The organism is Ignatzschineria cameli (genome assembly GCF_003121895.1).
Classification (GTDB): domain Bacteria; phylum Pseudomonadota; class Gammaproteobacteria; order Cardiobacteriales; family Wohlfahrtiimonadaceae; genus Ignatzschineria; species Ignatzschineria cameli.
Window position 1 is genome coordinate 293063 of the sequence record NZ_QEWW01000002.1, and the last position, 15760, is coordinate 308822.

The window sequence follows — 15760 nt, forward strand, 5'->3', positions numbered from 1 at the left end:
TGCTTAGCAGCTACCCTTTTCATTGGTAAGGCGAAAATAGCCATAGACATTGATAATGAAGGAGGGGAGATTTTGGTGATTTCGGGCTTTATTTTGGTAACAGATATTGATTCTTCCATTCGGCAATGAGCGAGCCATACCGTAACCATATTCTCTGCGGGCATTGATATTGAGTCCACCACCAATATTCACCGTTGTAGTAATCATCAGTTGCTGCCGACTCTTCTTTGCAAGAGGGTAGTAGTGCAAAATAGTCTCTTCTATCGGGATGAACTGTTGTTGATCATCGTAGAAGAGAAGCCAACCTGGCCAGATTCGTTCCTCTTCTCCGAGGCAATGGAGGCCATCACGACTGCCACAAAGTGTTAGCGACCGCTCCTCTAACGAAGCCAAGTTTTTGACCATCTGTAGATCCTGTTTTAGATGAAATGTTGCAATCTCAAGCAGAATCGACTCATGAAGTGAGCGGTAGAGAGGGATAAGGGCAAAGCTTGTCAGCGCGATAAGTAGAAGGAGAAGAATCATCTCTAGGAGTGTCATACCTCGTTCATGATTTGGCGTATAGATCATCTTTTTTATCATCTTTTTTCTTTACCTTACTGTTTCTCTCTTTCTCAAGGAAACAGGAAATAGGAAGTAGGGGAGAATAAAAATAAAAGAGCTCAAAAGAATGTAGACGAATCTAGAAGAGAACAAAAGAATAATGAGGGTAGAGAGATGGGGAGAAACGGGAGGAGATAGTTGAGTTAGGGAGAGTATAGAGAGTTATGAGCGAGGAGATATCTCTCCCCTTTCTCCTCAGATCTTCTACTTCTCAGTAGTAGAGTCTTCACTATTATCGATGACTTCAGCATTCTCCACGATCTCATCGATAATAATATTATCGCGATTCGCTTCTAAGGTCTTTTCACCAATCCCTTTAACTGCGAGAAGATCCTCAGCACGCTTAAAGGGGCCATTCTGTTCACGATATTCAACAATTGCCGTTGCCTTAACTGGACCAATATTGGTTAAATTCTCCATAATGGTATCGACATCTGCCGTATTGATATTGATCGGAGCAGCTTGGGTGATTGCCATTAGAAGCGATGTGATGAGCAGTGAGATAGAGAGCTTTACTCTAGTGAGTGTTGTGATGATATTACCTTTCATAAAAACTCCTTATTTCAAATGGTTAGAAAAAAGACCTTCTAAAAATAAGCAGTTTTAACTGTAGGTAACTCTTCTAGGAGATGGGAAATTATTCTCTATAGAGCGTGATTAAGATATCACTATAGGCTTCTTCCTGTGTGAGGAGAATCTGCTGCTTTCGTGCTAACTCTAAGAGTGAGAGGAAGGAGATGGTAATTCCATATCGACCTTCAGCAGGATTGATGAGCTCCGTAAAGGGGAGTGGTTTTTCAGGACTCAAACGATCCATAATTTCATCGATACGATCATTGATTGAGATCTTTTCAGATTCAACTTGATGCTTTTGATGGAGATTGGCGCGTGCAATAATCTTCTCTAATGCTTGAAGAAGCTGTGATAGCTCAATGGTTGGCGCTGGGGTCTCGATGACAATATTGGGCGTTTCGGGTGAAACGGGAAAGGTATCCCGATAGAAGATTGCCTGTTGGGAGAGCTGATTGGCCGCTTCCTTATATTGTGCATAGATCTGCAAGCGACGAATTAACTCTTGACGAGGATCGAGCTCCTCTTCAATATCATCAACTTCCGGCGTTGGGAGAAGAATTCGAGATTTAATCTCTGCTAACCATGCTGCCATTACAAGATATTCTGAGGCTAGCTCAAAGCGTTCCTCTTCAAGATAATCGATATAGGACATATATTGTGTGGTGATGTCACTAATGGGGATATCGAGAATATCGAAGTTATTTTTACGAATAATATGGAGCAGCAGATCGAGTGGTCCCTCAAACTGATCGAGCCAAATTTCAAAGGCATCTGGGGGGATAAAGAGATCGACAGGGGGATTGAGTTGCTCCCCCTTAAAGATCGCTATATTATCATGTTCACTCATATCTGCTGAGCATCCTTCTTATCGCTTTTTTGTATGATCAAGGCCTCTTTTAGATGAATCTCTTTAAAAAAGAATTTTTAAAAGAGGGTCTTTAGAGAGTCTTTAGAGAGTTTTGAAAGGAGGGGATTAGATAAAATTGCGTAAACCCACTGCATCTTTCAATTTTTGTAGCATCTCTCTTGCTGGAATACGCGCTCTTTCCGCCCCTTTTTGGAGGGTCTCTTCAATGATTTGTGGATTAGCCATTAGCTCATAGTAGCGCTCTCTTGACTCTTGAATTTGCTCATTGATGAGATTAAAGAGCGCTTTTTTAGCATCTCCCCAACCCATTCCATCAATTAAGGCTGCACGGAAAGCGGCAGTCTCTTCGGTAGTGCCAAATGCTTTATAGATATCAAATAGGTGAGCGCTATCGGGATCTTTAGCTTCACCGGGCTCTAATGAGTTTGTCACAATACGATTGATCGCTTTTTGTAATTTTTTCTCAGGGAGGAAGAGGGGAATTGTATTGTTATAGGATTTACTCATCTTGCGACCATCAAGTCCTGGCAAAATAGCAGTCTCATCATCGATCACCTCTTGTGGCATCACAAAGAATTCAGCTTGATAGATATGATTGAAGCGTTGAGCGATCTCACGAGCAATCTCTACATGTTGTCGTTGATCACTACCTACCGGAACAAGATCTGCATTGAATGTTAAGATATCGGCTGCCATTAGAACAGGATAGGAGAAGAGCCCCATTGTGATACCACGATCGGGATCATTCTCTTGAGCAAGATTCTCATCAACAGCTGCTTTATAAGCGTGGGCACGATTCATCGTCCCTTTTGCTGTGACACAATTTAGAAGCCAGGTAATTTGCGGGATCTCTTCAATATCCGATTGACGATAGAAGATCGCTTTATCGGTATCGAGGCCAAGCGCCATCCAAGTTGCGGCAATCTCAAGGCGAGATTGATTGACCAATTCAGGATCTTGACACTTGATTAAAGAGTGAAGGTCAGCAAGGAAGAAGTAAGCATTATCGTGAGTTTTACTCAACTCAATGGCGGGGCGAATAGCACCGGCATAATTTCCCAGATGGGGAGTTCCTGTTGTACTAATTCCTGTTAAAACTGTCTTCTGTTTCATTTTAGTTCCTTTATCGCAAATTAGAATAAGCAATTGAGAGATTTGAGATGGACCGCTCCATTGCTGTAATAACAATTCCTAACTAATAATACTCTATTTTGAGACTTAAATTTTGATACTATGCAATCGACATTTTTGTCGTAAGAGATAATTGTGGCATCAGAGCCGTAGGATATTCCACATGGTAGAGATGTAAACCTTGCGGGGGCACTGTCATTCCCCCTTTTGTCCGATCCCGACTCTCTAAGACTTGTTGAGGATAAATGATCTTCTCTTTCCCTAATCCGACTTCAAGAAGCGTTCCTACAATATTTCTGACCATATTGTGTAAAAAGGCATTTGCTTTTAATTCAATCTCAATAAGTGGCCCATTCTGTTGGAAGGTGATGTGATGGATATTTCGAAAAGGGGTTGTTGCTTGGCACTCTGATGAGCGGAAAGCAGAAAAGTCATGCTCCCCGATTAAGGCTTGAGCGGATTGCTCCATCCTTATCACATCTAACGGATGGTAGCACCAGAGACTCTGAGTTCTAAGAAGAGGGCTACGATAGGGATGATTGTAGATGATGTAGCGATAGGTACGGCTGATAGCGCTAAATCGAGCATGAAATTGGGAAGAGACCTCGGTAATATCGCGGACGGCACAATCAGCCGGAAGATTAGAGTTAATGCCTAACATCCAGGCGCGCTTTTCACGAACGGCATCGCTATCGAAATGGGCGATCTGATTAATACCATGGACGCCAGCATCGGTGCGTCCGGCACAGACAAGTTTAATCTCCTCATTTGCCACAAAGCTAACAGCCTCTTCTAAGACCGCCTCAACTGAACGAACCGGCGGATTGAGCTGTTTTTGCCATCCCTTGAAGTTCGTACCATCATACTCAATTAGGAGTGCATAGCGATGTTGGGACGCTGACATTTCTTGGGGGGCTTTCTCGTCGGTCATCTTATTGTCACAAATGGGTTTTATAGAATTTTGCATCTTTTAGTCGGCTCTCATTTGATCTGACTTACTCTTTTGTGCGTTTGGAATCGATGATTTTAAGGGAGTTCTCCATTGCGATTCTAAACTCAGGACCTTTTTTAAGCGCTAAGGTTACAAGGAGAATATCAACAATAGCAAGGTCGGCAAGGCGGGAGATCATCGGCATATACTCTGAAGTATCCTCTTTAGTTCCAGACTCTAAAACAACGGTTGCATGGTAACTTAAAGGGGAATTTTTCGGAGCAAAAGCGATCACCTTAGCACCATTAGAGAGGGCAAGATCTGCCGAGTCGATAACATCTTGACTCTTTCCGGTATGAGAGACCGCTATCAGGACATCTTTAGGGGTTAGTAGACTGGCCGCTAAACTATGAACATGATGATCGGTATAGGCAGAAACAGGAATCCCAACGCGCAGTAGCTTTTGCTGGATATCATTGGCAACAACCCCTGATACACCATGGCCGATACACATCACTTGATTGGCTTGCTCTAAGAGTCCAATGGCTTGATCGAGATCCTCCTCTTTAAGGAAGTTCTTCATATTGAGAAGAGCGGCGCTCGATTGGTCGATCAACTTAATAATGATGCTTGCTGTAGAATCGTGAGGCGAGATACTGCCGTGAACAAAGGGAACGCCCGATCGTAAACTCTTAGCGAGGAGCTGTTTAAAGGTGTGGAAGCCTTCATAGTTTAGAGCGTGGCAGAAGCGCATAATGGTGGGTTCTGAGACTCCAGCTTTTTCAGCTAATGCACTAATGGAGAGATCAACAGCTTCATTTGGATGAGCTAAGACCCAATCAGCAACTTTTGCTTCAGACTTCCGAAGATGATGATAGTTATTTTGGATATGAGATAACATAAGCTCCTCACTATTGATAATGGTTAGATAAGATCTGTTTTAATCCGATCAAAGTAGCATAAGGGTGAGTGATGAGATAGGTCGGGACCTCGGTCAAGATCTCATCAATATGACTCCTATTGCAGAAGGCTTCTCGAAAAGGAGAGGCGAGAAGAAAGGGTTGAAAGCGAGGGGCAAACCCGCCGGCAATATAGAGTCCGCCTAATGCACCGCTAGTTAAAACGGTATTTGCCGCAACATTTCCCAACATCGCGCAGTAGCGAGAGAGAACCTCGATAGCAAAGGGGCTCTTCTTCTCTAAAGCTGCTTCAAGAAGACTTTTCGCAGATGAAAAATCGACCGGAGTCTGCCCCTGAATTTTAGCCATTGCCATGATAAGGCGTGGAATTCCTCTTTGACACCCTAAGAGATCTTCTACTGTTACCGGGCGATGGAGCATCTGCTCAACGAGCTTAACAATGGCAATCTCTTCTTGATCTTGAGGTGGATAGAGGGCTTGCCCGCCCTCTGCCGCAACGGTAAAACTCCCCTTTTGTGAAGGGATTAATAGGGCAGAGCCAAAGCCGGTGCCGGAGCCAATGACTGCTTTAGGAAGCATCGCGTTAGAGCGGATCGATTTTGAGCACTGCTCATTTGCTATCCGCTCCTCTTGGAGGTGATCGATCTTAACAACTTCTCGCTCTGTTAGATGATCAAGTGATGCGGCTAATGCGGCAAAGTCATTGAAGGGTTCAACCTTTACAGCGAGCCTGTTGGCCATCTCTTTGAGACTAAAGCGCCAATGATTATTACTCAAAGAGATGAGATCTCCTTGAATAGGAGCCGCAATTGCCATCAATAAGCGCTGAGGAGTTGGGGGTGCAACATCTCTTAAATATTGTTCAATTAACTCAATGGGAGAGAGAAATTCAGCAGATGGATATTGACGAATATGGTGAATCTCCCCCGCTTGATCAAGATAGGCGATCCGAGTAAATGTTGCGCCCATATCAGTAATGAGGGTTGAGACATCATTATGCTTCATGATGATTGATCCACGCTCCAATATATTGTAAAGCTTCATTGAGCCCAATTTCAGGCTTTGTTGAGGAGAAGAGCTGTACCGTAATAGGCATTGTAAATTCGCTCTCTACCACTTTACGGACATGATACAGCGCTTTAGAAGCTTCGTTCTTACTCAATTTATCTGCTTTTGTTAAGAGAATATGGGTCGGGAGCTCTTGATACTCACACCAGTGGAGCATCTGCTTATCAAGTTCTGTTAGTGGATGACGGGAGTCCATCAGCATAATAAGGGCATCGAGCTGTTCCCGTTTCTCGAAGTAACCCTGTAATATTTTTTGCCAATGCTCTCGCATCGGTAGTGGGACTTTAGCATAACCATAGCCGGGAAGGTCAACTAGATAGAGCCCTTCTAAGACCTCAAAATAGTTGATCAGCTGGGTTCGTCCTGGCGTCTTACTTGTTCGTGCTAAGGTCTTCTGTCCGGTGATAAGATTGAGAGCGCTCGACTTTCCTGCATTTGAGCGACCGGCAAAAGCGATCTCTGCACGGCTCTCAGGAAGTTGATTTAAACCATTTGCGCTCGTCTTAAAAGTGGTTTTTCTTAGTAAAGAGCGAATATCTTGCATCATTAACCTTCCTATCTGTCCGTGGATTGTGTAACGCAATATTCTACCCTTTATTGGGGGGAAATGCACCTCTAGGAAGCAGGGAGATGAGATGATTTTACGCTATTTTTCTCAGCGTTTAGAGAGGGTTATTGGAAAGAGAAGGTGGTGAGCTCAAAGGGCTGTTGATCAATTCGGATCAGAGTTAATTCACCTTCCCAGACACATCCTGAGTCGATTCCATAAGCATTATTCTCAAAATGGCGTCCTAAGCTTGCCCAATGACCAAAGATAATGAGGTTTTCAGCCTGTTTCGGCCGTGCAAACTTAAACCAAGGAAGCATAATCGTTGCATTATATTGATCAAGTTTATTATCGAAATCGAGGCTAAGATCTAAGTTAAGGTAACGCATTCGGGTGAGATAATTGATAATAGCGCGGATTCTATCAAATCCTTGAAGCGTTGGTGACCAGCTATTGGGGCTATTTCCAAACATCGATTGGATAAACTGTCGATATTGTGTTTGATCATTATTTTGCAGCAAACTCTCAGCTTCTGCACTCAGTGCAAGCGCCTCCTCAATACTCCAGAAAGGGGGGATGCCGGCATGTGCAATAGCGATCTTAAGTTGTGGTAGATAACGGACAAGTGGCTGATGGCGTAGATATTCTCGAATATCGTCTGCAAGAGGGCTCTCGAGTAATTGATGATACGTATCTCCCCGTTTTAGGCGCGTATAGCCTTCCGCATAGACAAGATAGGAGAGATCATGATTTCCAAGTACAGGAAGTATTGAGTCCTGATGAGCAAGGAGATACTCCATCACAGCAAGGGAATCTGGCCCTCGATTAATAAGATCGCCGACAAGATAGAGTCGATCCTTTTGATGGTCAAAATTGATCGACTCTAAGAGAGCTTGAAACTCATCAAAGCAGCCATGAATATCTCCCATTGCGTAGATTGCCATCTCTCATTCCCTTCTATTATTGATAGTTTCTGCAAGTTATAAATTTATATATCCTTATACATGTTTATACATGCTTATACGCGCTATAAATCTATAAATACTGTTGTTTTATCGTCCTGTTGCTCACTCTATTACTATTTTGATATTTTGCTATTTTACTGAGCTTGCATCCCTTCATAAGGGGCATATTCCATAATTTTTAGGAGGCCATCCACCTCGGCATTAAAGGCCCAAGGATAATGGATAATATCCGCTGGCGTGATCTCATCACGATCAACATTTCGTAGATAATCGAGGGTATATGCTTCATTCTCATTCTCTAAGAGAGAGATAGCAAAATTATAGTAGGGGATCGCTTTCTCATACTCTTCTGTCGAGACAAAGAGATAGATGAGATCTAAAAGTGCCGGCAATGAGTAGTAGTGGGGCATAAAACGATTTTTGGTGATGCTGTAATTGATATTACCAAGGGCGCTACTATAGTAATGAAGGGCCTCATCATAATTTTTCAATTGGAGATTGACCCATCCTAACATCGATTGTGTTCTGCCTAGATTGTAGTAATCGGGCGGAGTAACAGCTTCATGGGCTTCTAACTTAAAGAGTAAGATCTCTTCTGCTTTCTCAAGCTCTGCAAATTTTAGATAGAAGCTTGCATAGTTCTCAAGCGCTAAGATGGTGCGAATATCATTAGTTGTTAGATGTTGCAGATCAAGTGCTAGCGCTGCTTTATAATTTGCATCGGCTCTCTCAAAGTCATTAACGGTCTCATAATAGATAGCAAGATTACGGAGAACTTCAGTATATTGCGGTGTATAGGTATGATTTTCTAAGATCGATTTTGCCTGTGTGAGAAGATCATAAATTAGCATCCGCTCCGTTGCCATATCAAAAGTCCAAACAAGCTTTACGAGAATATCGGCAATCTCCATATCATAGCCATTTAAAACCTTATAGATATCGAGCGCATGGGTATATTGAAAGCGGGCGAGAAAAGGATTCTCTTCGATGTCGGCTAGTTTTACTAATGCTTTTGCATAGGCGGGAGAGTTCTGTTGATCAGCGCCTAATTTGATTGCCTGCAGATAATATTGTCGAGCTTTATTATTATCATTTATGATAAGAAAATAATCACCGGTTGTTAGAAGTTGCTCAATCTGCTTTTCAAGAGGGAGACTTTTAAAGTCCGCAATAAGCGCCTCTTCCTCAAGGATCTCTAAAGGATCAGGAAGATAGGGGTAAATAAAAGTTTCAGATTCTCCCTCTTCAAGCGCTGCGCTATAGGCATGCGTATTATCATAGTACTCCTCAAGAAATTCACTCGTTAGCTCTCCGGTGAGCTCTTCAGTAAACTCCTCACTCAATTCGAGTGTTGACTCTTCCTCATCAAGGGGATTTTCAAGGAGATCTTGGGTGATATCTTCATCGCTTTCATCATCTAGCGTTTGAGCCTCCTCTTGATCTATCTCGTGATCGTTATTGAGGGCAATATCTAGATCTGTCTCTAGATCTCTAACGCCACTCTCTTCAAGAAGGCTTAATGAGTGGTCGATCCGATCGGCGATACGAATGACAGAGAGATCGTTTTGGTGCAGATGCTCCTCATAGGGGCGTGCAATCGGCTCTTCTACAATCTCACTCTTTCGATGGGGGAAGAGGGTAAAGAGGAGATAATCGCCAATAGCGCTATCGTGGCGGATCGCTGATTTTTCTTCCGCCTCATGCTGATTAATAATTTGTGTAATCTCATCATGAAGCTCAGCAGGAGGGGCTACGGGAAGGATCTCTATAAATTCATCGATCAGCTCTTCTTGAGGAGGAGAGATTAATTTCTGATAGAGAACTGATTTTGCGGCACCGATTAGAAGTGGGTAACCATTTTTAGGATAAGCGGTGGAGATCTTCTTATAGGAGTTAATAACTGCTGAGAGTACTACAGGAGATTGAAGTTCTTTTGCCTGAATCGCACGAGCAATAGAGGTCAGAAGCATGGTGACAAGAATGAAGCTGACTATTAAGAGATAGCAACGAAAAAGAGAGAGCATAGTGATCACTCGTTGTAATAAACATCTATTCATTTAAATCTCGATAATAGCAAGTAATGAGGTGTAATCATTGATGGTAAGGGCATTTTGCATGCCTGATGAGATAGTATACTACAGATTTTTAGTGCGATAAAATAGCAAAATAACCCATTGATTATCCATGATATTTATCGGGTGGCTTTATGCCGGTGATAATTAGATGGTAGATGAGGGTAATCATAATCACGATTATTTGATTATGATTATGTAATTATGGCTATTATTATCGATTTGATTATCGCTATGATTTTCTACGATGTTTTCTAATGTTTTTCGACATTTTAACGATATTTTCGCTAAATTTATCCAGTTTTATCCGATTTTAGCTGGCGACCTAATTTTATCTTGTTTGAGGGATTAAAGGTTGAAGGTAGTCGGTAAGAAGATCGGCAATCGGCTTAGGTTTAGGCAGGCGTAACACCTCATCTTTAGGAATAAGGGCGACATTTGGGGGAAGCGCATTCTTTAAATGGGGAGAGAGTGTTAGCAGTGAGGAGAGAGGGGCTCGAAAGATGGAGGCCTCTAAGGTGTAGTGGGTAAATTGGTGGCGAAAATGGGAGATATTCTCTCTTTTCTCTATGGCATCGAGCGTTATCTCCGATAGTAGCGGGCTATTTTTACTTCGAGCATTTCGCCCTTTAATCATTAGTTCCGGCAGAGAGTAGAGTCCTCCCCAGATCCCTTTTTCGGGGCGCTTTTCTAATAAAATATGGTCATCATCTTCAAAAATTAATATTGCACAGGATTCGATCGGCATACTCTTTTTGAGGGCTTTTGCCGGGATCTCCAATACTTTTTTATGTTGAAAAGCACTACAATCTTCCCGCATAAAGCAGCGTTCGCAGGCTGGCTTCAATTTGCAGAGTGTTGCACCAAAATCCATTATTGCTTGGGTGTAATCAGCGGGATTTTGCCGGCAAAGAAAGAGTTCACTAATAGGAATTAGTCGTTTATCGAGCTCTTTTCGTGGCGCGGTCATTCCCACTATACGAGAGAGAACGCGTCTAACATTGCCATCTAAAATGGCATAAGGCAGATTAAAGCCTTGCGCTAGAATAGCATTTGCTGTGGTATCACCAATCCCTTTAAGTGAGCGAATGGCTGCAAAATCGGGGGGAATAGTGCCTTGAAATTGAGTTACCAGTTGTAAACTTGCAGCATGAAGATTTCGTGCGCGAGTATAGTAGCCCAAACCTTGCCACAATTTGAGAACTGCTTCTTCAGGGGCAGCTGCTAATGCTTCGGGGGTAGGGAAAGCGGTCATAAAGCGATCAAAATAGGGCAGAACTGTGACAACCTGTGTCTGTTGCAACATAATTTCAGAGATCCAGATACGGTAGAGATTGATCTTTTCACTCAGATGAGGTTGTGGTTTCCAGGGTAGATCGTGGCGGCCTTCTCGTTCAAACCATTCAAGAAGATAGGTTTGAAAATGGGATACTTTCTCTTCGGTAATGGGATCGAGTAGGGTGTTATCCTCAATCAGGCTCTTTATCGTTGTCATCTCTCTACTTTATACTTAAATCTTTTGAAAGTGATGGGGACTTTCGTCCCCACTTTTAATCTATTTTATTGATCTATTTAACGGATCTATTTATCAATCTATGTGATTATTTGATATCGGTTTATTTGATCTCAATACTTAAAGATCAACCTCTATCTCTTCACTCTTCTCATCTTTAGGATGTGGCAAGATGAGGTTGAGAACAATGGCTAATACAGAAGCTAAGCCAACGCCGGCAAAGGGGAAGCTACCAATCTCAATGGTATAACCACCAACGCCGGTGATTAATGTTGCACTGATAATCACTAAATTGCGTGGAATGGTGATATCAACTTTTGCATCGATAAGTGCTTTAAGGCCGAGGCTTGCAATTGTTCCGAAGAGAAGAATCATAATTCCCCCCATTACAGGAAGCGGAATTGAGTTGAGGAAAGCATTAAACTTTCCAAAAAAGGCCATAAAAATAGCAAAGACCGCGGCATAAGTCATAATTAAGGGGTTATCATTTTTCGTGAGCATTACCGCACCTGTTACCTCACCATAGGTTGTGACCGGAGGACCTCCAATTAAGCCGGCAACACAGACGCCCAAGCCATCACCAGCAAGCGTTTTATCTAATCCTGGATTAGAGGCGTAATCTTTACCAGTGACTTTACCGATCGCCATAATACCGCCAATATGCTCAATAGCTGGGGCGATCGCAACAGGGAGCATAAAGAGTGCAGCCATCCAGTTTACTTCAGGGGCAACAAATTGTGGAACTTTAAACCAAGGCGCTGCGATGACCTTTTCAAACTCAACCAATCCCAAGGAAGCGGCGATAGAGTAACCTACAGCAATGCCGATTAAAATAGGGACAAGTCTTAGGAAGCGCTTGCCAAAGATGGTGACTAAAACAGTTACGGCAAACGTAATTGTTGAGACAATAATTGAGAGGTTGTAATCGACGACTTGTTCCCCATTTGATTTACCCATCGCCATCTCTGTTGCAACAGCCGCTACAGATAGACCGATCACCATAATCACAGGACCAATGACTACGGGTGGAATCAATTTATGGACACTATCAATCCCTTTGATTTTAATGGCAAAAGCGAAGACAAAATACATAAATCCTGCAGCAAAAAGACCAAAGAAGGTCGCGCCGGCTCCCCAAGTAGACATTGAGAAGATAATAGGGGCGATAAAGGCAAAGGAAGAGCCTAGAAAGATCGGTACTTTCCAACCGGTAACGATCTGAAAGAGGATCGTCCCGATACCGGCACCGAGAAGTGCCATTGAGGGATTAAGTCCGGTTAAAAGGGGGACGAGCACCATTGCACCGAAGGCCACAAAAAGAATTTGTAGACCTGCAACGGCGTTATGAATAGCCTGCATAGAGAGATACCTCATGATAAGAATGGATGTAAAGGATCGGTAGAGCGCATCGAGAGATGCAACAATAGAAAATTGTTTTTTTTGATTATATCAGGTTATTTCATTAGGTCATCTTTGAGAATTATTCGCCGCTATCACACATCAGGAGCGAAGCGCTACCTGATGAGGATTGGGTTACTTTTTATCCATCTCTAAAAGTTGTTAAGTTAATCATTATTTGAGATACTCCTACTTCTCTTTAGATTACTCTCTATCACGTTAACCTTTATTAGGTCCGTTATACGCTACTTTGGATAGAATGGTAAAGATCTGCTAAAGAGGATCATTTTATGATCGTGTCTGGATAAAAAGAGAGTGTGATTTATTTTTCAGGCATGTGATAGATAGGTTATAACTACTATGAATTTACTATTGATCTACTATTGATCGTTGTTGATGGTTATTGATGATTGATTACTTTAAGGAGGAGAAGAGAGGAATGAAAACATATCGATTGGTGATGTCTTGTCCCGATGGTGTCGGAATTGTCTCGGCAGTGAGTGGTTTTTTAGCAGAGAATGGGGGCTGGATTATGGAAGCGAATCACCATTCAGACCTAGAAACCGGTATGTTCTTTATGCGTCATGTGATTAAAGCGGAGAGTCTACCTTTTGGGGTTGATGAGTTTAAGCAACGTTTTGCCCCTATTGCTGATAAATTTCAGCTCAATTGGCGGATAGTTGATACCTCTAAGCGCCATAAAGTGATGCTGATGGCCAGTAAGGAAGCGCATTGTTTGGTGGATATCTTATCGCGCTGGCATGCCGATGAACTCGATTGTGAAATTGTTGGTGTTATCTCTAATCATAATGATCTTGCGAGTTTAGTGGAGTGGTATGGCATCCCTTACCATTATGTGCCGGTCGATCCACAAGATAAGGAGACGAGCTTTGCAAAGGTGAATCAACTGATTGAAGATTCAGAGGCAGATACTATTGTTTTAGCACGCTATATGCAGATCATCCCGCCGCAATTGTGTCAAAAATATCAGCATCGAATTATCAATATTCATCATAGTTTCCTCCCCTCTTTTATTGGTGCTAAGCCCTATCATCAGGCGGCAAAACGCGGGGTTAAATTGATTGGGGCAACCTGCCACTATGTGACAGAGGATCTCGATGCCGGTCCTATTATAGAGCAAGATGTTATTCGTGTTTCCCATGAAGATAGTGTCAAGGATATGGTGCGCTTAGGAAAAGATATCGAAAAGATTGTTCTCTCCCGGGGTTTGCGCTACCATCTTGAAGATCGCGTCATTGTACAAGGAAATACGACGGTGATTTTTTAAAGAGTGATTTAAAGAGTAAAAAGAACAGAGAGAGTAGAAAGAGTAGGAAGAGTAAGATAACAATAACAAAAGCTAAAAGAGAAAATAGAAAAAAGAGGAGCGGTGAGATCATCGCTCCTCTTCTTCTATCATCTATCCATGGTTTTATAGCGCTTATAGCTTTTGTGAATCCTCATCCAAGAATATTTTTAGTAGAGAATTCTATTTCACCAAAATCGATCATGGCATTAAAGAGTCGAATTTTACTAAATTGCGCTACCTGGTCGCGATGAATTTCGCGGGGAATCAGAAGCCCATGATGGAGAAGTGCCGCTCTTTTCGTTCCTTCTAGAAGCGGCTCTTTAGGTGTATACCAATGCTCTCCATCGAAAAGAGCAATATTAGCGATCGAGGTATCAGTTAAAAAGCCGTTACGTGTTATTAAGATATCGTCGCAGGGTCTCTTCTGCTGGAAGAGGGTATTAATCACCGGTCGTTTCTCATACTTGTAATGATAATCGAGGGTTGCTGCTTCAACTAACTTAAGAGAGTTAACTGCCCGCATCTCATAGGGAACAAACTCAATTTCTGAGATTGTCTCGCCATAGATAACGCGTACTCGATAGAGTCCTTTTTTGGGAATATTATCGAGACGCATTAATGCTTGAGGAAGCGAAAGAAAAGAGGCATCTCGATAGAAGCGACTGCGCGTTCTATCGATCCTCTTTTGATGATAGGAGAGTGCAAAAAAGTAGCCATCTTCTAGCTTAATAGTCTCAAGAAATGGGGAGGTAGATTTTTTCGATAAGCTCATCATATTCATTCTCAATATTGCTCATTGCCGTAATACCACCGCCGCTTTTAAAGGTGTAGTGGTAGAGTGGCGTTAAGGAAGTTTTATGATCGTTAGGGTGAGTTTCTTCTTCAAGATAGCGAATAAGAACGGTGCTATCTAGATTTTCACCATCAAAAATAGCGGCAACGCCGGAGTAGAAATGGCGAGGATAGGATTCGATCTTCTCCAAAATTTGGGTTGCTTCATCACGAGGTGAGCCGGTAATAGAGCCGGCAGGAAGTAGGCGATAGAAGAGATCCCCTAGAGATTCACGATAATCTTCGGGAAGATCCCCCTCAATCATGGAGCTACTCTGAAGAATTTCCCCATCACCGCGAGAGATGCGGTCAATATACCGAAAACGGCTAATACGTGCATTATTGGCCACAAGTGAGATATCGTTTATCGCCTCTTGCGTCACAGTTTTATGCTCATCGATCTCTTTTGGATTTTGCATCAACTTCTCTAAAGCATTAGGAGTTGAGGCATTGATGGTTCCCTTCATAGGGTAAGTAGCGATGACGCCATCGCAAATTGTGACAAATGTTTCAGGTGAAAAGGAGCAAAACTCTCCACTAAGCCAGAGTCGATATTTCGCGCGAGTACGTTGAAAGATCTCCGGAAGGGTGAGATTGCACTTTACCGGTGTTGGAAATGTTAAATTTGCTAGGGAGATTCGTCCCTCTTTTAGGGCAAGCATCAACTCTGAAAAAGCTGATTGATAGTGATCGAAGGGAATCGGCTCAGGCTGCCATAGCACTTCTAAGGGCGCTCTTTTTGTTGTGGCGGAACCCCTCTCGTTCAACTTCTGCTTCTCCTGCCGGTTGACCCATTCGGTAAATGCCTCGATATTACTGATCTTGCCATTAAAGTCGAAAGCGATCTGAGAAGGATCGATCTGAGAGAGTGGCAATACAATATTCTTTTGAGTATCAAAGCTAGCAATGACTAGAAAGGGGCATTTTGTTGAGGCTAGTTGATTGATAGTTTTAATGGCAGTTGGTCGATCTAGAAAATTCATAAATATATGACCTTGAGTAACAGTGAATCAGTTGAGGGTTATGTTGTG

The 15760-nt window shown here is 42.6% G+C and carries 15 protein-coding genes; 1 reads left to right on the forward strand and 14 read right to left on the reverse strand.

Annotated features, from left to right (window positions below; all coding sequences use genetic code 11):
- Positions 1–3: 3 nt before the first annotated feature.
- The 12 genes from DC077_RS04320 to DC077_RS04375 form a co-directional block, all read right to left on the reverse strand.
- On the reverse strand, positions 4–582 hold the full coding sequence (locus DC077_RS04320; RefSeq protein ID WP_109217844.1) for a hypothetical protein: 579 nt from the start codon (positions 580–582) through the stop codon (positions 4–6).
- A 225-nt stretch (positions 583–807) separates the two neighbouring features.
- Positions 808–1152 (reverse strand): ComEA family DNA-binding protein, encoded by a 345-nt coding sequence (locus tag DC077_RS04325; RefSeq protein ID WP_239990229.1) that lies wholly within the window; start codon positions 1150–1152, stop codon positions 808–810.
- 88 nt (positions 1153–1240) lie between these two features.
- Entirely contained in the window at positions 1241–2023 is a 783-nt protein-coding gene (locus DC077_RS04330) for a segregation and condensation protein A (RefSeq protein WP_109217845.1), read from the reverse strand.
- Between the two features lie 126 nt (positions 2024–2149).
- A complete protein-coding gene (gene trpS, locus DC077_RS04335) occupies positions 2150–3157 on the reverse strand; it encodes a tryptophan--tRNA ligase (protein ID WP_109200747.1) in 1008 nt (335 codons plus the stop codon).
- Between the two features lie 118 nt (positions 3158–3275).
- Complete coding sequence (truA, locus tag DC077_RS04340; RefSeq protein ID WP_109200969.1) at positions 3276–4079, reverse strand: tRNA pseudouridine(38-40) synthase TruA; 804 nt, start codon at positions 4077–4079, stop codon at positions 3276–3278.
- Positions 4080–4170: 91 nt separating this feature from the next.
- Positions 4171–5007, reverse strand: a complete 837-nt coding sequence (locus DC077_RS04345; RefSeq protein ID WP_094566811.1) for a MurR/RpiR family transcriptional regulator — start codon at positions 5005–5007, stop codon at positions 4171–4173.
- 10 nt (positions 5008–5017) lie between these two features.
- On the reverse strand, positions 5018–6031 hold the full coding sequence (locus DC077_RS04350) for a glucokinase (RefSeq protein WP_157953484.1): 1014 nt from the start codon (positions 6029–6031) through the stop codon (positions 5018–5020).
- Positions 6021–6638 carry a ribosome biogenesis GTP-binding protein YihA/YsxC gene (yihA, locus tag DC077_RS04355; RefSeq protein WP_109200968.1) on the reverse strand — a complete coding sequence of 206 codons (618 nt, stop codon included), beginning with the start codon at positions 6636–6638 and terminating at the stop codon, positions 6021–6023. Before yihA ends, DC077_RS04350 begins: the two co-directional genes overlap by 11 nt.
- 128 nt (positions 6639–6766) lie before the next feature.
- Positions 6767–7585, reverse strand: coding sequence for a symmetrical bis(5'-nucleosyl)-tetraphosphatase (locus tag DC077_RS04360; protein ID WP_109200745.1), 819 nt, complete (start codon positions 7583–7585; stop codon positions 6767–6769).
- Positions 7586–7740: 155 nt separating this feature from the next.
- A complete protein-coding gene (locus DC077_RS04365) occupies positions 7741–9663 on the reverse strand; it encodes a tetratricopeptide repeat protein (protein WP_109200744.1) in 1923 nt (640 codons plus the stop codon).
- 346 nt (positions 9664–10009) lie between these two features.
- Positions 10010–11173 (reverse strand): A/G-specific adenine glycosylase, encoded by a 1164-nt coding sequence (gene mutY, locus DC077_RS04370; protein ID WP_109200743.1) that lies wholly within the window; start codon positions 11171–11173, stop codon positions 10010–10012.
- Positions 11174–11311: 138 nt separating this feature from the next.
- Complete coding sequence (locus DC077_RS04375; protein ID WP_109200742.1) at positions 11312–12550, reverse strand: uracil-xanthine permease family protein; 1239 nt, start codon at positions 12548–12550, stop codon at positions 11312–11314.
- Between the two features lie 478 nt (positions 12551–13028).
- On the opposite strand from DC077_RS04375, the gene purU reads away from it, so the two are divergent.
- On the forward strand, positions 13029–13877 hold the full coding sequence (gene purU, locus DC077_RS04380) for a formyltetrahydrofolate deformylase (RefSeq protein WP_109200741.1): 849 nt from the start codon (positions 13029–13031) through the stop codon (positions 13875–13877).
- Positions 13878–14049: 172 nt separating this feature from the next.
- On the opposite strand, the gene DC077_RS04385 is transcribed toward purU, so the two are convergent.
- Together DC077_RS04385 and DC077_RS04390 are read right to left on the reverse strand one after the other, a co-directional pair.
- On the reverse strand, positions 14050–14679 hold the full coding sequence (locus tag DC077_RS04385) for an aminotransferase class IV (RefSeq protein ID WP_239990391.1): 630 nt from the start codon (positions 14677–14679) through the stop codon (positions 14050–14052).
- Positions 14633–15712: an aminodeoxychorismate synthase component I gene (locus DC077_RS04390; protein WP_109200740.1), complete on the reverse strand. Its 1080-nt coding sequence runs from the start codon at positions 15710–15712 to the stop codon at positions 14633–14635. The genes DC077_RS04385 and DC077_RS04390 overlap by 47 nt, the downstream gene beginning before the upstream one ends.
- Positions 15713–15760: the final 48 nt, after the last annotated feature.